Source organism: Streptomyces afghaniensis (assembly GCF_044327915.1).
GTDB lineage: Bacteria > Actinomycetota > Actinomycetes > Streptomycetales > Streptomycetaceae > Streptomyces > Streptomyces afghaniensis.
This window is the reverse complement of sequence record NZ_JBIRGJ010000002.1, coordinates 513,794-537,629: the sequence shown is the minus strand read 5'-3', so window position 1 is coordinate 537,629 and position 23,836 is coordinate 513,794. Positions and strand designations below refer to the sequence as shown.

Genomic DNA, 23,836 nt, shown 5'->3' with positions numbered 1-23,836 from the left:
GAGTACGAGAGGAGATCGACATGCTGTCGGCACTCTTCCGCAAGCACAGGGCCACCACCGCACCGGCTCCGGACGGCCTTCCGGTACTCGATGCCGCAGACACCCCGGACGCCGCGGACGCGGCGGCCCGGGCGGCCGTCCGACGGGGCGAGCTGCGTGAACTCGTCGCCGAGCGGGGGGCGCTCGTCGTCCGGGGCCTCGGCCTGCGCTCCCCGGCCGACGTCGAGTCGGTTCTGCGCCAGGTGGCCGAGCGTCCCGTGGCGGAACGCGAGGCGTTCGCCGCCCGCGACCGCCACGCGGACGGCGTCTACTCGTCGTCGGCGTGGCCGCCCAACCAGCCCATGTGCATGCACCACGAACTCAGCTACGCCTTGGAGTGTCCCGGCCTGTTGATGTTCGCGTGTCTGGAGCCGCCCGTCGAAGGCGGTGCCACCGCGGTGGCCGACGCCACGGAGGTGCTGCACGCGCTGCCCGCCGAACTCGTCGACCGTTTCGCCCGGGAGGGCTGGCTGCTCGACAGGGCGTACAACGAGGGGATCGGCGCGACGCTCGGTCAGTCCTTCGGCACCGGCGATCGCGACGCGGTCGAGGCCTACTGCCGTGCCCACGCGATCGACTGGTCCTGGCAGCCGGACGGTTCGCTGCGGACGCGCCAGCACCGGCCCGCCGTCGTGCGGCACCCGGTCTCCGGCCGGCACTGCTGGTTCAACCAGATCGCGTTCCTGAACGAGTGGACGATGGCACCCGAGGTCAGGGAGTTCCTGATCGAGGAGTACGGACCGGACGGGCTGCCCTTCAACACCCGTTACGGCAACGGCGATCCGGTGCCCCCGGACGTCGTCGAGCAGATCAACAAGACGTACGAAGCCCACACCGTACGCCGGTCCTGGCAGCGCGGGGACCTGATGCTCGTGGACAACATCCGCACCGCGCACAGCCGGGAGGCGTACCGGGGGCCGCGGAACGTCGTGGTGGCGATGGCCGACCCCGTGCGCCCCGGCCTTCCGGGACCGCGGACGGGGAGGGAAGCGGCATGACCACCCTGCACACCGCACCGCAGACCGCCCGGACGGACAGCCCGGCCGTGCCGTCCTTCGCCGTCGTCCCCGGAAGCCAGGTCAAGGAGGTGCTCCAGGGGCGGGAGAAGACCGTGGTGGAGGTCGTCGAGGCGACCTACCGCCTGCACGGCGCCGGCCGTACGGTCAACCCGCCGTCCTCCTTCCTGCGTTTCCCCGACCGGCCGACATCGCGGATCATCGCGCTGCCCGCCTCGCTCGGCGGCGAGGGCCGCGTGGACGGACTGAAATGGATCTCCAGCTTCCCCGCCAACGTCGCCTCGGGCATCCCCCGGGCGTCCGCCGTCCTCATCCTCAACGACCCCGCCACCGGCTACCCCTTCGCCTGCATGGAGAGCTCGATCATCAGCGCCGCCAGGACCGCGGCGTCCGCCGCGTCGGCCGCCGACCGGCTCAGCAGGGGACGAGCGCGCCCCGCCCGCCTGGGGTTCGTCGGGGCGGGTCTGATCGCCCGCTACATCCACACGTACCTGGCGGGCACCGGCTGGACCTTCGACACCATCGGTGTGCACGATCTGTCCCCCGACAGCGCTGCCGGCTTCCGCACCTACCTGGAGCAGTCCGGGGCCGTCGGACGCGTCACGGTGCACCGCAGCGCCGAGGAGCTGATCCGCCTCAGCGACCTGATCGTCTTCGCCACGGTCGCCGACCGGCCGCACATCACCGAGCCGTCGTGGTTCCGGCACAACCCGGTGGTGCTGCACGTGTCGCTGCGCGACCTCGCACCGCAGGTGCTGCTCAGCGCCACCAACGTCGTCGACGACATCGACCACTGCCTCAGGGCCGCCACCTCGCCGCACCTCACCGAACGCCTCACCGGCAACCGCGACTTCCTGCTCGGCACGCTCGACGACGTGATGACCGGCCGCGTGACGGTCCCGGCCGGCCGTCCGGCGGTCTTCTCGCCGTTCGGCCTGGGCGTGCTGGACCTCGCGGTCGGCTCCTACGTCTACGACGAAGTGGCCCGCTCCGGCGAACTGCAGGTCATCGACGACTTCTTTCACGAACTGAGCCGGCACGGCTGAGGACGGCACCCGTCCGCCGTCCGGCCATGGACGAGGAGAACATCGTGCCAGTCATATCCGTACCCCAAGCCTTCAACGAGGAGGACCTGTACGTCGACCTCGAGCCGACCACGGGACACCGGCTCTTCCTCAAGTGCGAGGGCTTCAACTTCGCCGGTTCCATCAAGCTGAAGGCCGCGACCGAGATGGTGGAGTCCGCCGAGCGGAGCGGGACCCTCAGGCGGGACTCGATCCTGATCGAGTCCTCCTCCGGCAATCTCGGTGTGGCGTTGAGCATGATCGCCGCGAGCAAGGGCTACCGCTTCGTCTGCGTGACGGACTCCCGGTGCAACCTGGCCACCCGGCTGATGATGGAGGCCCTGGGCAGCCAGGTCCACGTCGTCTCCGACGAGCACGCCGCGGGCGGTCTCCTGGGCGCGCGGCTGGCGCACCTGCGCGATCTGTGCGCCGCGGACGACCGTTACGTGTGGTTGAGTCAGTACACCAACCCCGACAACTGGAGGGCGCACTACTTCAGGACGGCCCCGGCCATCGCCCGCTGGTTCCCGTACCTGGACGTCCTGTTCATCGGTGTCGGCACGACCGGCACGCTGATGGGCTGCGCCCGCTGGTTCCGCTCCTGGCACCGGCCGGTGCGGATCGTCGCGGTGGACAGCGTCGGCTCCGCCATCTTCGGCGACCCGCCCGGACGGCGGATGATTCCCGGACTGGGCATGAGCCTGCGGCCTCCCCTGCTCGACGAGAGTTACGTCGACGAGGCGGTCCGCGTCGAGGAGGCCGATACCATCCGGACGTGCCAGAGCCTGGCGAGGCGGGGCTTCCTGTTCGGCGGTTCGACCGGCACGGTCGTCAGCGGGGCGACGAGCTGGCTCGCCCGGCACGCAACGCCGGGCCTCACGCCCGTCGCGATCGCCCCGGACCTCGGTGAGCGCTACCTCGACACGATCTACCAGAGCAACTGGGTCCAGGCCCTGTACGGTGGCGACGCACTCGCCCCGCCGGTGTCGCACGCCGGCGGAATCGAGGACCCCCGCGCCGTGCGAGCCTCCTCCGACTGAAGGCGGCCGTTGCCGTGTGCCTCCTCCCCGCGAGACCGGTCCGGCGTCCCGAACGGCTCACGCCCGCCGCCTGGACCCGGTTCCCGAAGCCGCCCCGCCCCGGTCGGCCCCGACTGTGGCTGGCCGAGGTGGAGGACCTTCGCAGCGCCGTGGCCCCGCTCGCGGACGTGGTGCTGGACAACGGGGAAAGGGCGCGGGCCGCGGCACTTCACCGGGCGGCGGACAGGGACGGCTACCGGGTCGCCCACGTGTGCCTGCGCATGCTCCTCGGCGCCTACCTCGACGTCGAGCCGTCGGAGGTGCCGCTGGTGCGGTTGCCCTGCCCCGTGTGCCGGGCCCCGCACGGTCGCCCCGACGTGCCCGGCGTGCCCCTGTGCTTCTCCCTCTCCCGGACCGCCGGACTCTGCCTTCTCGCCTTCGCGGACACAGCGGTCGGCGCGGACATCGAGCGGCTGCCCGCCCCCGACGTCGTCTCCGACCTCACAGCGACCCTGCATCCCCGGGAGGCCGCCGAACTCGCCGCGTGCCCGCCGGACCGGCGCCCGTTCGCCTTCGCCCGTGTGTGGACCCGCAAGGAGGCGTATCTGAAGGGGCTCGGCACCGGGCTGGGACGTGACCTCCGCTCCGACCACCTCGGCGCCTCCGTCCGCGGGCTCAGCGGGGTGCCGGGCTGGTCGGTCGAGGACGTGGCGGTGGGGAGGGGCTGTGCGGCCGCCGTCGCGGTGGCCGAGCAGTGAGACGTCACGAGGGGACGGGGATGACGCCGACGAGGTCGGTGGTGGGCTGGGTGGAGCCGCCGGCCGGTTCCACGGTGATACAGACGGCGGTGGCCCCTTCGAGGCGCCCGTCCAGGACATACGCCTGACGTCCGCCCGCGGAGGACAGCAGTCCGGCCGGCCGGTACCGTCCCGATTCGGCGTACCAGAGTTCGTAGACCCGGTCGCCGATGAGCCGCGGCAGTCCGGAGGCGATGAGCGCGGACCGGCCCTGCGCCCGGGAGGCGACCACGCTCGCGGTCCCGCCGCCCTTGAGCTCCTTTCTGCTGATCGTGGCGTCGGGTGCGGCAAGGACATCGGTGAGTTGCCGGTACTCGGCACGGTCCTGCGCGGACTGCTCGCGTGCGGTGTCGGCCTCGGAGCTCTGCCACCAGACGACGCCTCCGAGAGCCGCGGCCGCCGCCACGGATGCCGCCAGCGCCGGCTTGAGGCTCCACCGGGGGCGTCGGCGCCCGCCCGTGACGGACCGGTCCTGACGTACGGTGACGATCTGGTCGAGCACGCGGCGGCGCAGGTCCGCGGAGGGTGTGCTCGTCTCGGCCGCCCCCAGCCGAACGGCCGCGCTCGACAGCTGATCGACTTCCCGACGGCATGGGCCGCACACGGCCAGGTGCTTCTCGAAGTCGGTCGCCTCACCGGCCGGCAGCGCGTGCAGCACGTACGCTCCGACTGCGAGGTGGGGGTCGTCGGTGAGGTTCACGAAGCGGCCTCCATGCACTCGTGCAGGCGCCGCAGCCCCTGGCGCATCCGCGACTTGATGGTCCCCGTCGGCGTCGAGAGCGCCTCGGCGACCTCCGCGTAGGTCAGCCCCTCGTAGTAGGCCAGCACCAGCGGCAGCCTCAGCTCGCGGGCGAGCTGGGTCAGGCAGCGGAAGACCGCGCGCTGCTCCTCGCGCACCTCGACCTCTTCGGCGACGGTGTCGAAGGAGCGTTCCTGCTCCATGACCGCGGCGCGCAGCTCGCGGACGCGGCCCGCGGTGACGGACCGTACCCGGTCCACGGCGCGGCGGTGCGCGAGGGTGAGCACCCAGTTCCGGGCGGCTCCGCGGGCCGGCTGGAACCGGTCGGCGGTCCGCCACACCTCCACCATCACGTCCTGGGTCACCTCCTCCGCCTGGGCCTTGTCCCCCACCACACGGCAGGCCAGTCCCAGCACCGTGTGTGCCAGGGCGTCGTACAGCTCGGCGAAGGCCTGGTCGTCACCGTCTGCGGCGCGGACGAGCAACTGGTCCAGCCCGGGGTCGTCCGCCGACCCTCCTCGCCGCCCTTGCGTGTCACCTTCCCTCCGAGCTCCGGCTCCTCGGTCCATCGCGCCTCCTCGCCTCAGCTCGACACTGGCCCTCCGCCGCGAGCGGCGCATCCGGTCCGAAGCCGTCCGTCTGACAGATTCACCTGCCTGCCGCAGCGAACGGCCGGCCGGCCTCGCGCCGGGCGGGGCGGTGCGTTTTCCCTCACCCTTTGTTCGAAGCCGGCGCCGCGACAGATCATGATCAGTCGCCGCCGGAGTACGAGGAGGGGCCGCCGGCGACTCCGGCGGCCCCTCCTCTCCCCTCCTGGTCCTGCCCCCGGTCCGTCACTACCGGGGCAGCACCACGACATACGCGGCCGGTTCGCGGTCGGCCGAGGCCATCAGGGCCGTGCGGACCACCGTCGCCTGCTGTTCCGGACAGTCGCGGAGCTTCCTGGGCGTGATGTGGACGACCGTGATGCCGAGGCGCTCCAGGTGCTCACGCTTGCGGGCGTACTCGGACCACAGGGCGTCGTCGTCCTGCCGGGGCGCCCGCGTGTCCAGCTCCAGCGCCACCGCCTGGTCGGGCCAGTACGCGTCCAGGCCCCCGAGGTAGGGGCCGCCGGGCAGGCGCAGGTCCACGTTCCAGACCGGGTCGGGCAGGTCGTACTCGCGCACCATCCGGTAGAGGCGGTTCTCCGCGATCGCCCGGCCCTCGGCCAGCAGGGACTCCACCGCGTCCACCACGTGCGGGCGGCTCAGCAGCCGCGCCTGGTTCAGCTCCCGCACCACGGCCGCCGGCTCGCAGTGGGCGCCGCGCACCGCCTCCGTCATCAGCCGGCGCACGATGCCGGCGTCCCGGAGGTCGGCCACCGCGTCGGCCAGCGCGCGGGCGACCGGGGCCACCGGCAGGCCCGTCACCTGCTCGGGGGCGGGCAGCGCGGCGCCGCGGACGATGCGCGCACAGCCCGTCGAGCGCAGCCGGCGCAGCCGCGGGACCAGGACGTCGATCGCGTCCAGCGACGGCAGCGGGGGAGTGGAGGAGAAGCCGTGCAGCGTCAGGGCGGCCAGGCCGGTGATCATCGCCTCGGGGTAGGCGGTGGCGTGCCCCTTGCCCGCGCTCGGCTGGGCGGGGACGCCCGTGCCGCGCTCCCGGGCCGCGTACATCAGCACCGCGTGCAGCCGCTCCTCGCTGGTCGGCGGGCCCGGGTGGAGCAGGACGACGCCCGGGAGGAGCTGCTGCCAGGGCCCGCCGGGGCGGCACTGCTCGTTCGTCGCGGACGTCGTCACGCCGTGCGAGCGGAGCTGCGCGACCGTCATCACACGGAGCCGGCCGCGGCCGGACAGGTCGTGCAGGGGGCGGGGGGAGAGCGGGGTGTTGTGGGTCATGACCGGCAATTTCCCGCGCTCCGACCGCCCTTTAACCGCTGTTACAGGTCCGTCGACAAATACGGACAACCCAGCACTAAAGGACGGGTGTTCGGATGCCGAAAGCCCCTGGTCCGTTCGGGTGCGGGCCAGGGGTTACGGCTCGCGGGGCACGCATCTCGTAACGATGGCGGAACGCCCGATCTCAGGCCAAAGCTACTGGCCAGAGGCTTCGTCGCACTCCTGCGCGCGCAGCGCCCGCGCCAGGTCGTCCCGGGCCTCCAGCACCAGCCGGCGCAGGGCCGGGGCCGCCTCCCGGTGGGCCTCCAGCCACGCGTCCGTGGCGGCGAGGGTCTCCGGGGACTGCTGGAGCGAGGGGAACATGCCCTGCACCACGTGCATCCCGATCTGGATGGACCGCTCGGCCCACACCCGCTCGATCGCCGCGAAGTACTTCTCCGCGTACGGCGCGAGCAACTCCCGCTGCGAGTCCTGGGAGAAACCCGAGATGGTCGCCTCGACCATGGCGTTGGACAGCGTGTCCGACTCCACGACCTGCGCCCACGCCTGCGCCTTGACCGCCGCCGACGGACGGGCCGCCAGACAGCGCACCTGGTGGCGCTTGCCGGAGGCCGTGTCGTCCCGGGCCAGCTCCTCGGCCAGCACCTTCTCGTCCACCACCCCGTGCGCGGCCAGCGGCTCCAGGAAACCCCACCGCAGTTCCTGGTCCAGGTCGAGGCCCTCGACCGACGCCGTGCCCGCCAGCAGGTCGTTCAGCAGCGCGAAGTCGGCCTCGGTGGTGGCCGTCCGGACGAAGAAGCGCGCCCAGGCGAGCTGGTGCTCGCTGCCGGCCTCGGCCGCGTACAGCTCGCGCCGCGCGCCCTCGGCGAGGAGGCGGGCGGTCGTCTCCCGCCGGGCGGGCGCCGCGTAGTGCGTGACCGCCCACTCGGCCCACCCGTGCAGCATCTGCACCACGCCGATCTCGGACTCGCTCCCCGCGAACCGCAGCACCAGGTCCACGAAGTCCCTCGCCGGGAGCAGCGCGTCCCGCGTCATGTTCCACAGCGCCGACCAGCACAGGGCGCGCGCCAGCGGATCGGTCACCGATCCCAGGTGCTCGCGCAGCGTCGCCAGCGAGGTCTCGTCGAAGCGGATCTTGCAGTACGTCAGGTCGTCGTCGTTGACCAGGACCAGGTCGGGCGCCACGGCGCCGGACAGCTCCGCCACGACCGTCCGCGGGCCGTCGACGTCCACCTCGGCGCGCGCGTACCGCTCGACCGCCCCGCCGTCCGTCGCCCGGTACAGGCCCACCGCCACCCGGTGCGGGCGCAGTTCCGGATGCGACTCGGCCGCCTCCTGCACCACCGCCAGCTCCTGCACGCGGCCCTGCGGATCCAGCAGCAGCTGCGGGGTCAGCGCGTTCACCCCGGCCGTCTGGAGCCAGGACCGCGCCCAGGCGCTCATGTCCCGGCCGCTGGTCTCCTCCAGCACCGACAGCAGGTCACCGAGGCGCGTGTTGCCGTACGCGTGCCGCTTGAAGTAGCGCCGGGCGCCCTCCAGGAACGCGTCCTGGCCGACGTACGCCACGAGCTGCTTCAGCACCGACGCTCCCTTGGCGTACGTGATGCCGTCGAAGTTCAGCTTGGCGTCCTGGAGGTCGCGGATGTCGGCCGTGATCGGGTGCGTGGAGGGCAGCTGGTCGGCCCGGTAGGCCCACGACTTGCGGCGGTTGGCGAAGGTGACCCAGCCGTTGACGAAGCGGGTCGCGCCGACCAGTGAGAACTCGCCCATGAAGTCCGCGAACGACTCCTTCAGCCACAGGTCGTCCCACCACTCCATGGTGACCAGGTCGCCGAACCACATGTGCGCCATCTCGTGCAGGATGACGTTGGCCCGGCCCTCGTAGGACGCCTGCGTCACCTTGCCGCGGAAGATGAACTCCTCCCGGAACGTGACCAGACCCGGGTTCTCCATCGCGCCCAGGTTGTACTCGGGTACGAACGCCTGGTCGTACTTGCCGAACGGGTACGGGTAGTCGAAGTGGTCGTGGAAGAAGTCCAGGCCCTGCTTGGTGACCAGGAAGACGTCATCGGAGTCGAAGTGGGGCGCGAGGCCCTTGCGGCACAGCGCGCCGAGGGGAATCTCCAGCGTCGTGCCGTCCGGACACGTACGGGAGTACGTGTCGGTCACGTAGTGGTACGGGCCCGCCACCACGCACGTGATGTACGTCGAGATCGGCTTGGTCTCGGCGAACCGCCACACCCCGTCGGCCCGTTCACCCACCCCGTTGCTCCACACCGTCCAGCCCTCCGGTGCCCGCACCTCGAAGCGGAACGGGGCCTTGAGGTCGGGCTGCTCGAAGTTCGCGAAGACACGGCGGGAGTCGGCCGGCTCGTACTGCGTGTACAGGTACACCTCGCCGTCCTCGGGGTCGACGAAGCGGTGCAGGCCCTCGCCGGTCCGGGAGTAGGCGCACTGCGCGTCGACGACCAGCTCGTTGTCGGCGGCCAGGTCCTCCAGCGTGATCCGCGAGCCGTCGAAGACCTCTCCGGGGTCCAGATCCCGGCCGTTGAGTGAGACGGCGGTCACACCAGGGGCGATCAGGTCGGCGAAGGTGCTCGCGCCGGGCTCGTTGCAGCGGAACCGGATCGTCGTGACCGACCGGAACGTGCGGGGCCCGCCGGTGTCGTCCTCACCGACCGCGGACCGCAGGTCGAGGGACACCTCGTACCCGTCGACGCCGATCAGGGCGGCCCGCTCCCGGGCCTCGTCGCGGGACAGATTCTCACCGGGCACGGGCGGAACTCCTCAAGCGTCGTCGGGTACGGCTGAACAGCACCGATCCTGCCACGTGCCCCTGATACGAGGCAGCCGGGAATGACCGGCGCGAGCGTTGGCGTTGCCGGAGAAACGGTTTCCTCATGAGGAGAGACATGTCGGACAAGACCCCGGTCGACTTCTGGTTCGACCCGCTGTGCCCCTGGGCGTGGATGACCTCCCGCTGGGTGCTGGAGGTGGAGAAGGTCAGGGACATCAAGGTCCGCTGGCACGTCATGAGCCTCGCCGTGCTCAACGAGGACAAGCTCGACCAGCTGCCCGAGGAGTACCGCGAGCTGCTCGAGACCAAGGCGTGGGGTCCCGTCCGGATCGTCATCGCGGCACAGCAGGAGCACGGCGCCGAGGTGCTGGGCGACCTCTACACCGCGCTCGGCACCCGCTTCCACAACCAGGGAGAGGGCCCCGGCAAGGAGACCGTCGCCGCCGCCCTGAAGGACGTCGGCCTGCCCGAGTCCCTCATGGAGCACTGGGACGGCACCCGGTACGAGCCCGAGCTGCGCGCCTCCCACAAGGAGGGCATCGACAAGGTCGGCCAGGAGGTCGGCACCCCGGTCATCGCCGTGCCCGGCGCCGACGGCGAGCAGCTCGCCTTCTTCGGCCCCGTCGTCACCCCGGCCCCCAAGGGCGAGGAGGCCGCCCGCCTCTGGGACGGCACCCTCGCCGTGGCCTCGGTCCCCGGCTTCTACGAGATCAAGCGCACCCGCACCAAGGGGCCGGACTTCTCCAACCTGTAGGACTCACTCGGCGGGGGCGGCCTGGATCTTGAGTTCCTCGGGGAGCAGGCCGTCCTCGCCTCGGTTGAGGTAGCGCTGGTACCACCGACAGCCGACAGCGGTGCAGCGCCAGTAGTCGTCCACGAAATGACCCTCCCCCCTCTCCGCCCGGACGGCCGCCCGCTCGGCATCGTTGAACATCCGGAAGTCCTGCATGGTGCCGCAGGTCCGGCACGCCCGGCTCACCGCCATCAACCCCTCCTCGCCATCACCGCCAGGTCCGGGAAGTCGGTTACGACCGCATCGACCCCCATGCGGTAGTACAGCGCGTATTCGGCGAACGCGTCCCCGAAATCGGTGCTTCCGGTGCCGCGCCGGAATTCCTCCGGCAGGAACTGGTTCTCCGCCCGGAAGGTGTACGGCCCCACGCGCAGGCCAGCCGCGTGCGCGTCCGCGAGGAGCGACGTGCCGACGAGCGACGACTTGTCCGGGCCGATCCAGTCGGCGTACTGCGTGATGTCCGCCAGCCCGCCCGGGGTCATCATCTCCCGGTAGGTCGTCGTGGGCAGGTCGTACGGCCCGCCCGTCGTCCCCAGCGCCTGCCACAGCGGCACGCCCAGACCCGTCATGCGTTTCAGGCTCGTCGGCTCGAAGGACTGCACGACGCACTCGCGCCGGCCCAGCCGGTTGCGCCGGATCGCTGACGCCAGCTTCGGCTCCAGCGGCAGCCCGATGGACCGGAAGTACGTCGGGTGCTTGGTCTCCGGGAAGACGGCGATCGTCCGGCCGTACGCCTTCGACAGCCTCCGCGCCAGATCGACGACCTCCTGGAAGGTCATGACCTCCTCACGCCCGTCGAAGACCGTGTTGCGGTTGCGGACCTGCGGCAGCCGCTCCACCGCCCGCAGCGTCTTCAACTCGGCGAGGGTGAAGTCCTCCGTGAACCAGCCGGTCACGGACCGGCCGTCGACCGTCTTCGTCGTGCGGCGGCCGGCGAACTCCGGCCGGCGGGCCACGTCGGTGGTCTGGGAGATCTCGTTCTCGTGCCGGACGACCAGCACATGGTCCTTCGTCGGCACCAGGTCCGGTTCGATCCAGTCGGCGCCCGTCTGCACGGCGTACGTGTACGAGGCGGCCGTGTGCTCGGGGCGCCAGCCGGCCGCGCCGCGGTGGCCGATGACGACCGGGCCGCTCCCGCGGGGCCCGGCCGCCGCCGTGGCGGCCGTGGCGGCCGTGGCTGTTCCCGCGGCCGCCGCGAGCAGCAGAGATCTCCGTCCGAGCCGCATGCGACTCCCTTTCCCGGTAGGCGGATTCATGTACGTGCCCGGGCCCGCGCCTGCGTGAGCCGGACCAGGTGCTCCTCGTAGCCCTTCGTGTAGTACGCGGCCCGGCCCGGGTCCGGCTCGACGACCTCCGTCGGCCGCGTCCACACCCGCGCGTCCAGCGGCACCCCGTACCGCTCGGCCGCCGCGAGGACCGCGCCCCGGGCACCGACCTCGCCCTCGACGACCCGCAGCGGCCGGCCGAGCACATCGGCGAGCAGCCGCATCCAGGCCGGGCTGCGGGTGCCGCCGCCGCAGACGGCCAGACTCCCTTCGAGGCCCGCCGCCTCCAGGCAGTGCCGGGCCGCGTACCCGATGCCCTCGCAGGTGGCGCGGACCAGATCGCCCCGGGTCGACTCCAGGGAGACCCCGGTGAGTTCGGCGCGCAGCCGGGGCTCGACGAAGGGGGCGCGTTCGCCGGAGGGCGCGAAGTACGGCAGTACACGGACGCCGTTCGCGCCCGGTGGGGTCTCGGCCAGCAGGGCGTCCACCTCGTCGTGCCGCACGCCCGTCGTCGACAGCACCCAGTCCAGGGCCGCCGTGCCGACCATCGCCGGCATGGCGCGCAGCCAGTACCCGGGCCGGTCGGTGGAGATGTACAGGCCGGCCGGTTCCCCCGTCAGGTCCAGCTCGGTCGTGCCGACCAGGCTGGCCAGACACGTGCCCACGATCAGCAGACCGTCCCCCGGGGCCGTCACCCCGGCGCCCAGCGCGCAGGCCGGCAGATCGTACGGCCCGTTCGCGATCCGGGTGCCCGACGGCAGGCCCTCGCCCCGCGCCTCGGCGGTCGCGACCGGGTCGCTCACCGGGGCGAGCAACCCGCGCCGGTGCGTGAGCCCCAGCAGCTCCACGACCCTGTTGTCGTACGTCCGGGTGCGCGGGTCCAGGAACGGCATCGAGGCGTCCGACACATCCGTCGCCGGGCCCGCCCCCGTCAGCCGCTGGAACACCATGTCCTTGCAGTACAGGGCGGCCCTCGCGGCATCCAGCGCCTTCGGTTCGTTGCTGTCCAGCCAGGCCAGCAGCGGCCCCGGGCAGCCCGGGAACATCGCGCTGCCGGTCCGCCGGAACACCGTCTCGAACGTGCCGTCGGCCAGCCACCGGTCGACCAGTTCGTGCGCCCGCCCGTCCATCCAGGAGGCCGCCGCCCGCACGGGCCGCCCCTCCCCGTCGACCAGCCACACCCCGTCGCCCTGCCCGGTGAGCCCGGCGAGCTCGACCGGCCCCGGAACCCGCCCGGTGACCTCGTCGAGCACGGCGACGACCGCCCCGTACACCTCGTCCATGTCCTGCTCGACGAACCCGCCGTGCAGTCTCAGGTCCACCGGCCGGGAGGACACGGCCAGTTCCCGGCCCGTGTCGTCGAAGGCCGCCGCCTTGACCATGGACGTGCCCACATCGATACCGACGTACATGCGGCTCCCCTCAAGGGTCCTCTCAAGGTCCTCAGGTCAGGCAGTGCGCGAGCGGCTCGCCGCGCACCCAGCGGCCCACCTCTTCGGCGGCGATCCGCGCCGCCTTCTCCGCCACGGCGCGCGAGGCGCCACCGAGGTGCGGGGTCAGTACGACGCGGTCGCCCAGCCCGAGAAGCCGCGAATCCGCGGGCAGCGGCTCCCGCTCGTACGTGTCGAGGGCCGCCGCCGACACCTGCCCGCTCTCCAGCGCGTCGCACAGCGCGCCCTCGTCCAGCAGTGGGCCCCGGGCCACGTTCACCACCAGCGCGCCGGACGGCAGCAGCCCCAGCTCCCGGGCGCCGATCAGCCCCCGGGTCTCGGGGGTGAGCCGGGCGTGCAGGGTGATCACCCGGGAGCGGCGCAGGAGTTCGTCCAGCGAGGCCACGCGCAGGCCGTGGATCTCGCCGTGCACATACGGGTCGTACACCATCACCCGGGCCCCGAACGCGCACAGCACCCGGGCCACCCGGCTGCCGACGGCCCCGTATCCGACCAGCCCGACGGGCAGGTCCTCCAGCTCCAGACCGCTGCGCTCGTACGTGTAGTACGTCGCCCCCTCCCAGCTGCCCTGCCGGGCCAGCGGGTCGTGGGCCTGGGGAATGCGGCGCAGCGCGGCCAGCATCATGCCGACGGTGAACTCGGCGGTGGCGGCGGCGTTGCGGCCGGGCGCGAAGCACACCCGCACGTCACGCCGCTTCGCCGCGTCCAGGTTGACGTTGACCGGCCCGCCCCGGCACACCACGACCAGCTTCAGATCCGGGCAGGCGGCGAGCACCTTCTCGGTGACCGGCCCCATCTGCGTGACCAGCACCTGCGCCCCGGCCAGGGCCTCGATCATCTCGTCCTCGGCGTCACTGGCCTCCTGCACCTCGGCGACCGGCCCGAACGGCTCCAGCGGCCAGCCGAGTTTCAGTTCCGTCACCCGGGCCCGTTCCACCTCGTGCTCCACCGCCCGCGTGATCAGCGACGGCAGGACGAAGTGGTCACCGGCGGCCACCACACGCACACTGTTTCCGGAGGTCATCGCAGGGAGTCTCCCGTCTCGGCGTCGAAGACATGGGTGTGCTCCAGGTCGGCGGCGACCCGGACCCGCTCGTCGTGGGCGAGCCGCACCTCGGGGTCGGTGACGACGACCAGGTGACGCTCGACCCCGTCGAGGGCGAGGGTCGCCAGGCCCGACTCCAGCAGGGGTTCGTGGGCGACGACCCGGGCGGGCAGGCCCTCCTCGGCGGTGAGCCGGACGTCCTCCGGGCGGATCCCGACCACCACCTCCCGGCCCTCCCGCACCGGCACGGGCAGTGCGATCCGCACCGCGTCGGAGAGGCGGGCCCGGCCGTCGCCTCCGGCGATGCCCGGCAGCAGCGTGATCGCGGGCTCGCCGACGAAGTCCGCGACGAACACGTTGGCCGGGCTGTCGTAGATCTCGTAGGGGGTGCCGAGCTGCTGGATGACGCCGTCCTTCATCACGGCGATCCGGTCGGCGAGGGAGAGGGCCTCCTCCTGGTCGTGGGTGACCAGGATCGTGGTGTGGCCCAGGTCCTTCTGGATGCGCTTGAGTTCGCGGCGGGTGGTGTCCCGCTGGGCCGCGTCCAGGTGGGACAGCGGCTCGTCGAGCAGCAGCACGTCCGGTTCGCGGATCAGGGCCCGGGCCAGCGACACGCGCTGCTTCTGGCCGCTGGACAGGCCGGCCGGGCGGGCGTCGAGGAGGTCGGTCAGGCCGACCCGCCCGGCGATCTCCCGCACCTTGCGGTCGACGTCCCCACGGGCCTTACGTCCCCGGGCCTTCAGCCCGAACGCCAGGTTCTCCGCGACCGACAGCGGTGGATACAGCGCGTAGTTCTCGAACGCGACCCCGATGTTGCGCTGCTGCGCGGGCCGTTCGACCACCGACGCTCCGCCGACGAGGATGTCCCCGCCGGTGACGGACTCCAGCCCGGCGATCATCCGCAGCGTCGTCGACTTGCCGCAGCCGGACGGCCCGAGCAGCCCCAGCAGCTCCCCGGAACGCAGCGCGAGGTCGAGGCCGCGCACCGCGTCCACGCCCGGACGACCCCGGGCCCGGTAGGTCTTGCGCAGATCACGTAGCTCCAGCTCGGTCATCGCTGCCCTTCGTCGCACAGACCTCGTAACGGACCTTGTGCTCGTCCAGATCCCGCAGTGCCTCCGCCGACGCCCCGTCGTCCACGAGGAGCGTGTCGAAGCGGGACAGCGGGACGACCCGGTGCAGGGCGACCCGGCCGAGCTTGGTGTGGTCGATCAGCAGGACGTTCCGCGCGGCCGCGTCGAGCATCGCCCGCTTCACGGACACGATGTGCTGCTCCTGGTGGTAGGCGTAGCCCCCGTGCACCGCCGACGTCGACGCGAAGCACACGTCCACCCGCAACTGCTCGACCGCCTCCACGCAGGACACTCCCAGGAAGGAGGAGTGCAGCGGGTCGTAGTCGCCGCCGAGCGCCATCAGGTGGATGCCCCGCTGGTCGGCGAGCAGGTTGATCGCCTCCAGGAAGTTGGTGACGACCGTCAGCGGCGTGACCTCGCCCGTGCGCAGGCGCCGGGCTATCTCCAGGGTGGACGTGGAGTCGTCCAGCAGGATCGCCATGCCGGGCTCCACCATCCGCAGCGCGTGCTCGGCCACGGCCGCCTTCTCGGCCCGCATGGTCTTCAGCCGGTACTGCACGTTCGACTCGAAGACCCCCGACGGCTGCGCGGTCACCCCGCCCCGGAACTTCCGCACCATGCCCTGCCGTTCGAGCTCGTCGAGGTCCCGGTGGATGGTCATCAGGCTCACCCCGAACCGCTCGGCGAGCTCCGCCGCCGTCGCCGATCCGTCGGCCAGCACCTGCTCGGCCATGGCGGCCTGCCGCGCCGCCGGCCCCTGCTGTCCACCACTGCTGCTGCTCATCGCTGTGTCTCTATCCGTCGTCCCGGTCGCTCCGGCCGGTCGGCCTCGAACAGCAGCAGGTTCTCAGGCCGGACCGTGAGCCGTACCGGATCGTCCGGACGAAGGCGCGCCGCGTCGGCCCGGGGGGCCACCAGCGACACCCGCTGTTCCCCGGTCCCGAGCCGGACGGTGACCTCGACGGACCGGCCGAGCACCTCGGTGACGTACACGGTCCCGGTGAGCTCGTGCCCCTCGCCGCGCAGGGCGAGGTCCCGGGGCCGCAGCCCGACCAGGACCTCGGTGCCTGCCGGGGCCTGCGCCCGGACCGGCAGCTCCACCCCGCCGTCCGACCGCACCCCGCTCTCCGTCACCACCCCCGGCAGCAGATTGATCCGGGGCCGCCCGAAGGCCCGCGCGACCTCCGTGTCGTACGGCCGGTACCAGATCTCCTCCCGCGTCCCCGTCTGCACGATCCGCCCCCGCCGGATGACCCCGATCCGGTCGCCGAGCGCCAGCGCCTCGACGGAGTCGTGGGTGACGTACAGGGTGGTGGTGTGCTGCACGGCCCCGATCGCCTTCAGCTCGGCCCGCATCTGCTGGCGGAGCTTGGCGTCGAGGTGGGAGAGCGGCTCGTCGAGGAGGAAGGCCCGGGCGGGGCGGACCAGCACCCGGCCGAGGGCGACGCGCTGCCGCTGCCCGTTGGACAGCCGGCCCACCGGACGGTCCAGCAGCCCCGAGATGCCCAGCAGTTCGGCGATGGCGCCGATCCGCTGCCGGGCCTCGGCGGCGGGCAGCCGGTGCCGGGGCGAGCGCAGCGGCGAGGCCAGGTTGTCGTAGGCCGAGCGGTGGGGGTAGAGGGCGTAGCTCTCGAAGCACATCGCCACGCCCCGGTCGTACGGCTCCACCCCCCGCATGTCCTTGCCGTCGAGTACGACGGTGCCGGAGTCGGGCCGTTCGAGCCCGGCGACGGTCTTGAGCGTCGTGGTCTTGCCCGCGCCCGAGGGGCCCAGCAGGCAGAAGAACTCGCCCTCACGGACCTCCAGTTCGAGCTCGTCGAGCGCGACGGTCTTCCCGTAGGTCTTCCGTATCCCGCTCAGTGCGATCACGACTTCACCGCCCCGAACGACAGTCCCCGCACCAGGTACCGCTGGATCGTCAGCGCCAGCAGCAGCGGCGGTACGACGGACACCAGCGCGGCGGCGGCCGTCAGGTTGTACTTGGGCCGGTCGCCGCCGAGGAAGGACAGCGCGCCCACGGTCACCGTCTGGGCCTCGTTGGAGGTGAGGATCAGCGGGAAGACGAAATTGTTCCAGGCGAAGATGAACGCCAGCAGCGACACGGCCGCGATGCCCGGCTTCACCAGCGGCAGGGCCACCTTGAAGAACGCCTGCTTGCGGGTGTAGCCGTCCAGCAGGGCCGCCTGCTCCAGCTCGGGGGTGAGGTCGGCGAAGTAGGACCGCATGATCCACACGATCAGCGGCAGGGTGACGAGTTGCAGCACCCACACCATGCCGACGTACGTGTCGAACAGTCCGAGCTTCTGGTACAGCACGAACAGGGGGATGATCACGGTCAGTTCGGGCGCGAAGCGGAACGACAGCAGCGTGAACATCAGGTTCTCCGACCCCTTGAACCGCCACCGCGCCGAGGCGTACGCCGCCGGCAGCCCCACCACCAGCGACAGCGCCACCGCCCCCACGGACACCACCAGGCTGTTGACGAAGAACCGCACGAACGGGATGCCCTCGCTGTCGCCGAGGACGGTCCGGTAGCCGTCGAGGGTGGGGGAGAAGGAGAAGTAGGTGGAGAAGAGCTGGTCCGCCGGTTTCAGCGACAGGATCACCATCCAGGCGATCGGGAACAGCGCGAAGACGAAGTAGAGGACGAGGGTGGCGTCCGCGAGCCACCCCAGCACACGCTTCTTCACTCAGGTCACCTCCGCGGCCCGGCGCTGGATCTTCCCCAGGTGCTTCACCAGCACCATCGCGGCCAGGTACACCACGGCCCACAGCACGATCGTGTAGCTGATCCCGAAGGAGTAGCGCTGGAAGCGGATGGCCTCCAGATACGCCCGGATCTGGAGGACGACGGTCGAGTCACCGGGCCCGCCCTCCGTCAGGGCGTAGATGATGTCGAACACCTTCAGCGAGTCCATGAACCGGAAGATCACCGCCACCAGCACGTACGGCCACAGCATCGGCAGCGTCAGCCGCCGGAAGGTGTACCACCACCCCGCACCGTCCACGGCCGCCGCCTCGAAGGGGGAGGTGGGCAGCGACCGCAGACCGGCCAGGGCGAGGATCGCCACGAACGGCGTGTACACCCACACGTCGACGGCGATCGACGACAGCAGGGCGCCCGTCGGGGTGTCCGTCCACTGCACCCCGCCCAGACCGAAGGGCCGCAGCAGGTGGTTGACCACCCCCACCGACGGCTGGAGCATCAGCTTCCAGATGATCGCCGCGATCACCGGGGCGATCATCAGCGGCAGGATCAGGATCTTCTCCAGCACCCGGCCCACCAGCGTCGAGCGGTGCAGCAGCAGGGCGACGGTCACCCCGAGCACGGTCTCGGCGAGGGCCGCCCCGACCGCGTACAGCACCGTCACCCACGCCGAGTTCCAGAACGCCTCCTGTGTGAAGACGGCTCTGTAGTTCTCGAACCGCACCATGTCCGGCTGCGGTTTGCTCGCCGAGAAGTCGAACAGGGTGTAGTACAGGCCGAGCCCGAACGGGTAGAGGATCCCGCAGGTCAGCAGCAGTGCGGGCACGATCAGGAAGTACGGACGCAGCGCGAGCCGCATGGCTAACGCACCTTGTCGGCGAGGTCGTCCGCCAGCCCGTCCAGCACCGACTTCGCGTCCTCGCCGCCGTAGATCTCCTGGAGGGCGGCGGCCCAGCTGGTCGTCGCGTCGAAGAACTGCGCCTGCGGGGTGAACTGGATCCTCGTCTGGTCGACGACCGTCTCGAAGGTCTCCAGGAAGCCCGGCAGATGCCGCATCTTGTCCTTGTACGCGGCGTCGTCGGCGACCGACTTGCGCACCGGGTCGATGTGGTTGTGCGTGATCGCGCTCTTGCGCAGGTGCTCCTTGCCGGTCGCCCACTGCAGGAACAGCCAACTGGCGCTCTTCTTCTTGCTCTTGGCGTTCATGCCGAGCGACCAGATCCACATGTTGGTGGCGAGCGACCCGTCGGGCCCCTTCGGGCCGGGGTGGAAGGCGATCTTCCCGGAGGCGGGGCTCGCGCCCTTCACCGCCTGGAAGTAGGCGGCCGTGTCGGCGTCGAACAGCATCCCGGCCTTCTTCGCGCCCAGGTCGCTGGAGCACTGGTACCAGGTGTACGACGTCCAGGACGGCGGCCCGCCCCGCTTGACCATGCCGGCCCAGTCCTCGGTGAAGGCGACGGCATCGGAGCTGTTCATGGCGGGTGTGAGCTTCCCGCCGTCGACTGTGAAGTCCTTCAGCCCGTTGCGGGCGTACATCGTCATGAAACCGGGATGGATGGTGGCCCAGCTCCTGGACCCGCGTACGGCGATCCCGTACATGCCGTCGAAGCCCGCGCCCGGCGCCCGCTGCTTGATGGTGCCGGCGAGTTCGGTCAGCTCCTCGAAGGTCTCGGCCGGCTTCAGGCCCAGCTTCTTGAAGACCTCCGTGTTGTAGGCGACGACGTTCGTCTCCCAGCCCCACGGCAGCGCGTACTGCCCGCCCTGCCCCAGCGGCGCGCCCGCCTTCAGCGACCACTGGTCGGCCTGGAGCAGGTTCGGGAAGAAGTCCGCCTGGTCCCATTCGGCGCCCGTCGCCGAGGAGTTGCGCATCCAGGGCCCGAGGTCCTCCAGCCAGCCCGGCGGACCGTACTGCCACACCATGTACGCGCCGAGCATGAAGACGTCGTAGGAGGCACGCCCGCTGGACAGGTCCACGGTGAGCTTGTCGAAGTAGTTGTCCTCCGGGAAGACGTCGTACTCGACCTTGATGCCGGTCTTCGCCGTGAAGGACTTCAGGTCGGCGATCAACGCGTCGGTGTACGGGTGCTTGTTGAGCAGGGCCTTGACGGTGGTGCCCTGCTCCCGCTTCCAGTCGAAGGAGCCGGTGACGTCGTCCGCGGCGGACCCGTCGCTCTTGCTGTCGTCCCCGCCGAAGCCGGCGCCGCAGGCCGTGAGCAGCGGGGCCGCGGCAGCCCCGGCGGCGAGCGCGAGGAAGCGCCGCCGGTCGTGCACGTGCGTGTCCATCCGTACCTCCACGTGGGGGCTGGTTAACACGTCGAGTCGACTCGTTAACAGAGGGTGGAACGGCTGAAGTTGGGCGTCAATCCCTCGCGCACGGGAAAATATCGGGGCACAGTGAGAAGTTCACAGATCCGGCTGCGACGTCGTGGGAGGTTCCGGATGGCGGACGAGGGTGCGGGCTGGCTGGGCGTCGACCTGGGCACGCAGAGCGTCCGCGTGCTGCTCGTCACCGCCGACGGCCGGGTCCTCGGCAGCGGCTCGGCCCCGCTGACCGGGCGGCGGGACGGGGTGCGGCACGAGCAGGACCCGGAGCAGTGGTGGTCGGCGCTGTGCACGGCGTCCCGGGCGGCACTCGGCGCCGCGCCCGGCGTGCCGGTCGGCGGCCTCGCGGTGTGCGGCACGTCCGGCACGGTCCTGCTGACGGACGGCCCGGGCCGCCCGGTGAGCCCCGCGCTGATGTACGACGACGGCCGCGCTGCGAAGCAGGCCGTGCGGGCCCGGGAGGCGGGGCTCGCGGTGCAGGACACCTGGGCGCTGCCGAAGGCGTTGTGGCTGCTGGGGGAGTACGGCCCGGGTCTTCGCCTGAGTCACCAGCCCGACCTGATCGTCACCCGCCTCACCGGCGAGCCGCCCCCGGCGGACTCCAGCCACGCCCTCAAGACCGGCTACGACCTGCACGGGGAGACCTGGCCGGAGGCCGCCCTGGCCCAACTCGGTGTCCCGCACCGCCTGCTGCCCGACGTCGTACGCCCGGGCACCCGCCTCGGCGAGGTCGCCCCGGCCGCCGCCGACGCCACCGGCATCCCCGCCGGCACCCCGGTGCTCGCCGGGATGACGGACGGCTGCGCGGCGCAGATCGCCTCGGGCGCGCTGCGCCCCGGCTCCTGGAACTCGGTCCTCGGCACGACCCTCGTACTGAAGGGAGCTGCCCGCGACCCCGTCCAGGACCCCACCGGCGTGCTCTACAACCACCGTGCCCCCGACGGCACCTGGCTGCCCGGCGGGGCGTCCAGCGTCGGGGCCGGGGCGCTCGCGGCGCACTTCCCGGACGCCGACCCTTCCGCGATGGACGAACTGGCGGCGGCGTTCGAGCCGTCCCGTGCGGTCGCGTACCCGCTGGTCTCGCCGGGGGAGCGGTTCCCGTTCCGGGCGCCGGACGCGACCGCCCTGGTCCTGGGCGAACCCGAGGGCGACGCCGGCCTGTGGGCCGCGCTGCTCCAGGGCGTCGGCTTCGCGGAACGCCTGTGCCTGGACTACCTGCACCACCTCGGCGCCCCCCTCGACGGCCCGCTCACCTTCACCGGCGGCGGCGCGCGCAGCGGGTACTGGAACCAGCTGCGCGCCGACATCCTCGGCCGCCCGGCCCGCGTCCCGGACCAGACGGAACCGGCCCTGGGCATGGCCGCGCTGGCCGCGTACGGGGCGTGTGAGGCGGGCGCGCTCGCGGACGTCGCCGAGCGCATGGTCCGCGTCCGGACCGTCCTCGAACCCCGCCCCGACCGCGCGGCGGCCTTCGCCGAGCCGTACGCCCGCCTCGTCCACGCCCTGCGAGAACGCGGCTGGCTGCCCGCTGCCGTAGCGGAACACGCCCTGGCCCGTCTGCAGCGGGACACTGGGGAGTCATGACCACCACCCTCCTCCTGGCCCGCCACGGGCAGACCGTCTGGCACGCCGAGAACCGGTACGCCGGCGTCAGCGACATCGACCTCACCGACACCGGCCGCGCCCAGGCCGAGGCTCTCGGCCGCTGGGCCGCCGCCCACCCCGTCGACGCGATCTGGACGTCCCCGCTCTCCCGGGCCGTCGCCACCGCCGAGCCCGCCTGCCGTGCCCTGGACCTCGTCCCGCGGCGCGAACCGGGCCTCGTCGAATGCGACTTCGGAGTCGTGGAGGGCCGTACGCTCGCCGAGTTCGAGGCGGAGAACCCCGACCGGGCCGCGGCCTTCCGTGCCGACCCCGTCGCCCACCCCTTCCCCGGAGCGGAGGACCCGACGGCGGCAGCAGCCCGCGGTGCCGCCGCCCTGCGCCGCATCGCCGGCGCCCACCCCGGCGGACGCGTCCTCGTCGTCGCCCACAACACCCTGCTGCGCCTGGTCCTGTGCACCCTGCTGTCGATCCCGGCCGGGGAGTACCGCAGAGTGTTCCCGCGGTTGCGGAACGCTGCGATCAGCGAACTGCGCATGAACTCCGACGGTTCCGCCGCACTCCTCTCACTCAATGTGCCGTGCGGAACGGACGTGCCGTAGCACCATGAGCCCATGACGCAGATCGACACCTCGGTGCCGCACTCGGCCCGGATCTGGAACTACTGGCTGGGCGGCAAGGACAACTACCCGGTGGACGAGGCGGCCGGCGACGCCTACACGGCCGTTTTCCCGGGCATCGTCACCATCGCCCGCAGCAGCCGCGCCTTCCTCGGCCGCAGCATCCGCCACCTCGTCCAGGAGGCGGGCGTACGACAGTTCCTCGACGTAGGCACCGGCCTGCCGACCGTCGACAACACCCACGAGGTGGCTCAGCGCCTGGCTCCCGAGTCGCGCGTCGTCTACGTCGACAACGACCCGCTGGTCCTCACCCATGCCCGGGCCCTGCTCACCTCCACACCCGAGGGCGCGACGGCGTACGAGCCGATCAACCTCCACGAGCCGGAGCGCATCATCGAGGCCGCCGGCGAGACGCTCGACCTCACCCGTCCCACCGCCCTGATCCTCAGCGGCATCCTGGGGCACGTGGCCGACTACGACGAGGCCCGCGACCTCGTCCGCCGCCTGCTGGCCGGTCTGCCCTCCGGCAGCTACCTCTCCCTCAACGAGGGCTCCCGCGGCACCGACCCGGCCTACGAGCAGGCCCAGGACGCCTACAACGAGACGGGCGCCGTCCCGTACTTCCTGCGGCCGGTCGAGCAGATCGAGGCGTTCTTCGAGGGCTTGGAGCTGGTGGAGCCGGGCGTGGTCTCGGTACCGCTGTGGCACCCCGAGCCGGGCGCTCCCACGGAACCGATCGGCCAGCACGGCGGCCTCGGCCGCAAGCCGTAGCGCACATGCGGAAGGCCCCCGCGAGTCATGTCCTCGCGGGGGCCTTCTTCTTTCCGCCTGCCGCCGTGAAGGGTGAGAAGACGATCACGAGGCAGGACGCTTCACGGGGCCGCCGTCAGGGCGCCAGCAGCAGCACGTCCGCGCGGGACTTGGCGGCCTCGTACCGCCGCGCCACGTCCTGCCAGTTGACGACCTGCCACATCGCCTCGATGAAGTCGACCTTCTGGTTCCGGTACTGCAGGTAGAAGGCGTGCTCCCAGGCGTCGAAGACGAGGATCGGGGTCGAGCCCTGGCCGACGTTGCCCTGGTGGTCGTAGACCTGCTCCACGATCAGCCGCCCGCTCAGCGGCTCGTATGCCAGCACGCCCCAGCCCGAACCCTGAGTGGTCGCCGACGCCTTGGACAACTGCGCCTTGAACTTCGCGAACGACCCGAACGACTCGGCGATCGCGTCCGCGAGCTCACCCACACCGTCCTGCGCCAGCGGCTCACCGCCGCCGTCCTTCGGGCCGGTCATGTTCTGCCAGTAGATGCTGTGCAGGATGTGCCCGGACAGATGGAAGGCCAGGTTCTTCTCCAGCCCGTTGACCGCCCCCCACGTCTCCTTGTCCCGCGCCTCCGCAAGCTGCTCCAGCGTGTCGTTGGCACCTTTCACATAGGCCGCGTGGTGCTTGTCGTGGTGCAGCTCGATGATCTCGGGGCTGATCACGGGGGCGAGCGCGGAGTAGTCGTAGGGCAGTTCAGGCAGCGTGTAGACGGGCATGGCAGGGAACCCTCCGAACCTCTTATTGCAATAAGCTTGCAACTGCACGCTAGCAGCAAGAGAGCGGCGATGGGTG

General features: G+C 71.7%; 23 protein-coding genes. 8 read left to right on the top strand and 15 right to left on the bottom strand.

Translation table 11 applies throughout. The features are described from left to right. Nucleotides 1-20 precede the first annotated feature (20 nt). From ACH4G3_RS08640 to ACH4G3_RS08625, 4 genes are all read left to right on the top strand, one after another. A complete protein-coding gene (locus tag ACH4G3_RS08640; protein ID WP_397623778.1) occupies nucleotides 21-1,037 on the top strand; it encodes a TauD/TfdA family dioxygenase in 1,017 nt (338 codons plus the stop codon). Then, a complete protein-coding gene (gene sbnB, locus ACH4G3_RS08635; protein WP_397623777.1) occupies nucleotides 1,034-2,101 on the top strand; it encodes a 2,3-diaminopropionate biosynthesis protein SbnB in 1,068 nt (355 codons plus the stop codon). The genes ACH4G3_RS08640 and sbnB overlap by 4 nt, the downstream gene beginning before the upstream one ends. A 44-nt stretch (nucleotides 2,102-2,145) precedes the next feature. Further along, nucleotides 2,146-3,159 carry a 2,3-diaminopropionate biosynthesis protein SbnA gene (gene sbnA / locus ACH4G3_RS08630; RefSeq protein ID WP_397623776.1) on the top strand — a complete coding sequence of 338 codons (1,014 nt, stop codon included), beginning with the start codon at nucleotides 2,146-2,148 and terminating at the stop codon, nucleotides 3,157-3,159. Nucleotides 3,160-3,287: 128 nt separating this feature from the next. Then, on the top strand, nucleotides 3,288-3,896 hold the full coding sequence (locus tag ACH4G3_RS08625) for a 4'-phosphopantetheinyl transferase family protein (RefSeq protein ID WP_397623775.1): 609 nt from the start codon (nucleotides 3,288-3,290) through the stop codon (nucleotides 3,894-3,896). A 4-nt stretch (nucleotides 3,897-3,900) separates the two neighbouring features. Here the strand turns inward: ACH4G3_RS08625 and ACH4G3_RS08620 are convergent, their stop codons facing one another. From ACH4G3_RS08620 to pepN, 4 genes are all read right to left on the bottom strand, one after another. Beyond that, the gene (locus ACH4G3_RS08620) at nucleotides 3,901-4,635 is read right to left on the bottom strand and encodes an anti-sigma factor (protein WP_397623774.1); all 735 of its coding nucleotides are present in this window, start codon (nucleotides 4,633-4,635) and stop codon (nucleotides 3,901-3,903) included. After that, the gene (gene sigK / locus ACH4G3_RS08615; protein WP_397623773.1) at nucleotides 4,632-5,243 is read right to left on the bottom strand and encodes an ECF RNA polymerase sigma factor SigK; all 612 of its coding nucleotides are present in this window, start codon (nucleotides 5,241-5,243) and stop codon (nucleotides 4,632-4,634) included. Before sigK ends, ACH4G3_RS08620 begins: the two co-directional genes overlap by 4 nt. Nucleotides 5,244-5,510: 267 nt before the next feature. Further along, nucleotides 5,511-6,551, bottom strand: coding sequence for a hypothetical protein (locus ACH4G3_RS08610; protein ID WP_397623772.1), 1,041 nt, complete (start codon nucleotides 6,549-6,551; stop codon nucleotides 5,511-5,513). A gap of 195 nt (nucleotides 6,552-6,746) precedes the next feature. Continuing rightward, nucleotides 6,747-9,326, bottom strand: coding sequence for an aminopeptidase N (gene pepN, locus ACH4G3_RS08605; RefSeq protein ID WP_397623771.1), 2,580 nt, complete (start codon nucleotides 9,324-9,326; stop codon nucleotides 6,747-6,749). A gap of 137 nt (nucleotides 9,327-9,463) precedes the next feature. On the opposite strand from pepN, the gene ACH4G3_RS08600 reads away from it, so the two are divergent. After that, the gene (locus ACH4G3_RS08600) at nucleotides 9,464-10,102 is read left to right on the top strand and encodes a mycothiol-dependent nitroreductase Rv2466c family protein (protein WP_397623770.1); all 639 of its coding nucleotides are present in this window, start codon (nucleotides 9,464-9,466) and stop codon (nucleotides 10,100-10,102) included. Nucleotides 10,103-10,105: 3 nt separating this feature from the next. Here ACH4G3_RS08600 and ACH4G3_RS08595 read toward each other — a convergent pair whose 3' ends face one another. Genes ACH4G3_RS08595 through ACH4G3_RS08550 form a run of 10 tightly spaced genes read right to left on the bottom strand, consistent with a single transcriptional unit; the run spans nucleotide 10,106 to nucleotide 19,965 of the window. After that, nucleotides 10,106-10,333: a hypothetical protein gene (locus ACH4G3_RS08595; protein ID WP_397623769.1), complete on the bottom strand. Its 228-nt coding sequence runs from the start codon at nucleotides 10,331-10,333 to the stop codon at nucleotides 10,106-10,108. Continuing rightward, nucleotides 10,333-11,367: a glycerophosphodiester phosphodiesterase family protein gene (locus ACH4G3_RS08590; protein ID WP_397623768.1), complete on the bottom strand. Its 1,035-nt coding sequence runs from the start codon at nucleotides 11,365-11,367 to the stop codon at nucleotides 10,333-10,335. Before ACH4G3_RS08590 ends, ACH4G3_RS08595 begins: the two co-directional genes overlap by 1 nt. 26 nt (nucleotides 11,368-11,393) lie before the next feature. After that, on the bottom strand, nucleotides 11,394-12,818 hold the full coding sequence (locus ACH4G3_RS08585; RefSeq protein ID WP_397623767.1) for an FGGY family carbohydrate kinase: 1,425 nt from the start codon (nucleotides 12,816-12,818) through the stop codon (nucleotides 11,394-11,396). Between the two features lie 31 nt (nucleotides 12,819-12,849). Beyond that, complete coding sequence (locus ACH4G3_RS08580; protein ID WP_397623766.1) at nucleotides 12,850-13,881, bottom strand: 2-hydroxyacid dehydrogenase; 1,032 nt, start codon at nucleotides 13,879-13,881, stop codon at nucleotides 12,850-12,852. After that, nucleotides 13,878-14,957 (bottom strand): ABC transporter ATP-binding protein, encoded by a 1,080-nt coding sequence (locus ACH4G3_RS08575; RefSeq protein WP_397623765.1) that lies wholly within the window; start codon nucleotides 14,955-14,957, stop codon nucleotides 13,878-13,880. Before ACH4G3_RS08575 ends, ACH4G3_RS08580 begins: the two co-directional genes overlap by 4 nt. Continuing rightward, nucleotides 14,935-15,759: a DeoR/GlpR family DNA-binding transcription regulator gene (locus ACH4G3_RS08570; RefSeq protein WP_397623764.1), complete on the bottom strand. Its 825-nt coding sequence runs from the start codon at nucleotides 15,757-15,759 to the stop codon at nucleotides 14,935-14,937. Before ACH4G3_RS08570 ends, ACH4G3_RS08575 begins: the two co-directional genes overlap by 23 nt. Next, entirely contained in the window at nucleotides 15,756-16,844 is a 1,089-nt protein-coding gene (locus tag ACH4G3_RS08565; protein WP_397623763.1) for an ABC transporter ATP-binding protein, read from the bottom strand. Before ACH4G3_RS08565 ends, ACH4G3_RS08570 begins: the two co-directional genes overlap by 4 nt. Then, nucleotides 16,841-17,665, bottom strand: a complete 825-nt coding sequence (locus ACH4G3_RS08560) for a carbohydrate ABC transporter permease (protein WP_397623762.1) — start codon at nucleotides 17,663-17,665, stop codon at nucleotides 16,841-16,843. The genes ACH4G3_RS08565 and ACH4G3_RS08560 overlap by 4 nt, the downstream gene beginning before the upstream one ends. Beyond that, complete coding sequence (locus ACH4G3_RS08555; protein ID WP_397623761.1) at nucleotides 17,666-18,541, bottom strand: carbohydrate ABC transporter permease; 876 nt, start codon at nucleotides 18,539-18,541, stop codon at nucleotides 17,666-17,668. Nucleotides 18,542-18,543: 2 nt separating this feature from the next. Continuing rightward, nucleotides 18,544-19,965, bottom strand: a complete 1,422-nt coding sequence (locus ACH4G3_RS08550; RefSeq protein WP_397623760.1) for an ABC transporter substrate-binding protein — start codon at nucleotides 19,963-19,965, stop codon at nucleotides 18,544-18,546. Nucleotides 19,966-20,121: 156 nt separating this feature from the next. On the opposite strand from ACH4G3_RS08550, the gene ACH4G3_RS08545 reads away from it, so the two are divergent. Genes ACH4G3_RS08545 through ACH4G3_RS08535 form a run of 3 tightly spaced genes read left to right on the top strand, consistent with a single transcriptional unit; the run spans nucleotide 20,122 to nucleotide 22,997 of the window. Further along, entirely contained in the window at nucleotides 20,122-21,588 is a 1,467-nt protein-coding gene (locus ACH4G3_RS08545) for an FGGY-family carbohydrate kinase (protein ID WP_397623759.1), read from the top strand. Continuing rightward, nucleotides 21,585-22,208: a histidine phosphatase family protein gene (locus ACH4G3_RS08540; protein WP_397623758.1), complete on the top strand. Its 624-nt coding sequence runs from the start codon at nucleotides 21,585-21,587 to the stop codon at nucleotides 22,206-22,208. Before ACH4G3_RS08545 ends, ACH4G3_RS08540 begins: the two co-directional genes overlap by 4 nt. Before the next feature lie 12 nt (nucleotides 22,209-22,220). Then, a complete protein-coding gene (locus ACH4G3_RS08535) occupies nucleotides 22,221-22,997 on the top strand; it encodes an SAM-dependent methyltransferase (protein ID WP_397623757.1) in 777 nt (258 codons plus the stop codon). Nucleotides 22,998-23,112: 115 nt separating this feature from the next. Here ACH4G3_RS08535 and ACH4G3_RS08530 read toward each other — a convergent pair whose 3' ends face one another. Further along, nucleotides 23,113-23,760 carry a superoxide dismutase gene (locus tag ACH4G3_RS08530; protein ID WP_397623756.1) on the bottom strand — a complete coding sequence of 216 codons (648 nt, stop codon included), beginning with the start codon at nucleotides 23,758-23,760 and terminating at the stop codon, nucleotides 23,113-23,115. Nucleotides 23,761-23,836: the final 76 nt, after the last annotated feature.

Coding starts and splice junctions, on each gene's coding strand:
- ACH4G3_RS08555 (WP_397623761.1), bottom strand. CDS start 18,541: ATGCGGCTCGCGCTGCGTCCGTACTTCCTGATCGTGCCCGCACTGCTG.
- ACH4G3_RS08550 (WP_397623760.1), bottom strand. CDS start 19,965: ATGGACACGCACGTGCACGACCGGCGGCGCTTCCTCGCGCTCGCCGCC.
- ACH4G3_RS08610 (WP_397623772.1), bottom strand. CDS start 6,551: ATGACCCACAACACCCCGCTCTCCCCCCGCCCCCTGCACGACCTGTCC.
- ACH4G3_RS08530 (WP_397623756.1), bottom strand. CDS start 23,760: ATGCCCGTCTACACGCTGCCTGAACTGCCCTACGACTACTCCGCGCTC.
- ACH4G3_RS08640 (WP_397623778.1), top strand. CDS start 21: ATGCTGTCGGCACTCTTCCGCAAGCACAGGGCCACCACCGCACCGGCT.
- ACH4G3_RS08595 (WP_397623769.1), bottom strand. CDS start 10,333: ATGGCGGTGAGCCGGGCGTGCCGGACCTGCGGCACCATGCAGGACTTC.
- ACH4G3_RS08535 (WP_397623757.1), top strand. CDS start 22,221: ATGACGCAGATCGACACCTCGGTGCCGCACTCGGCCCGGATCTGGAAC.
- sigK (WP_397623773.1), bottom strand. CDS start 5,243: ATGGACCGAGGAGCCGGAGCTCGGAGGGAAGGTGACACGCAAGGGCGG.
- ACH4G3_RS08585 (WP_397623767.1), bottom strand. CDS start 12,818: ATGTACGTCGGTATCGATGTGGGCACGTCCATGGTCAAGGCGGCGGCC.
- ACH4G3_RS08570 (WP_397623764.1), bottom strand. CDS start 15,759: ATGAGCAGCAGCAGTGGTGGACAGCAGGGGCCGGCGGCGCGGCAGGCC.
- ACH4G3_RS08590 (WP_397623768.1), bottom strand. CDS start 11,367: ATGCGGCTCGGACGGAGATCTCTGCTGCTCGCGGCGGCCGCGGGAACA.
- ACH4G3_RS08575 (WP_397623765.1), bottom strand. CDS start 14,957: ATGACCGAGCTGGAGCTACGTGATCTGCGCAAGACCTACCGGGCCCGG.
- sbnB (WP_397623777.1), top strand. CDS start 1,034: ATGACCACCCTGCACACCGCACCGCAGACCGCCCGGACGGACAGCCCG.
- ACH4G3_RS08545 (WP_397623759.1), top strand. CDS start 20,122: ATGGCGGACGAGGGTGCGGGCTGGCTGGGCGTCGACCTGGGCACGCAG.
- ACH4G3_RS08600 (WP_397623770.1), top strand. CDS start 9,464: ATGTCGGACAAGACCCCGGTCGACTTCTGGTTCGACCCGCTGTGCCCC.
- ACH4G3_RS08580 (WP_397623766.1), bottom strand. CDS start 13,881: ATGACCTCCGGAAACAGTGTGCGTGTGGTGGCCGCCGGTGACCACTTC.
- ACH4G3_RS08540 (WP_397623758.1), top strand. CDS start 21,585: ATGACCACCACCCTCCTCCTGGCCCGCCACGGGCAGACCGTCTGGCAC.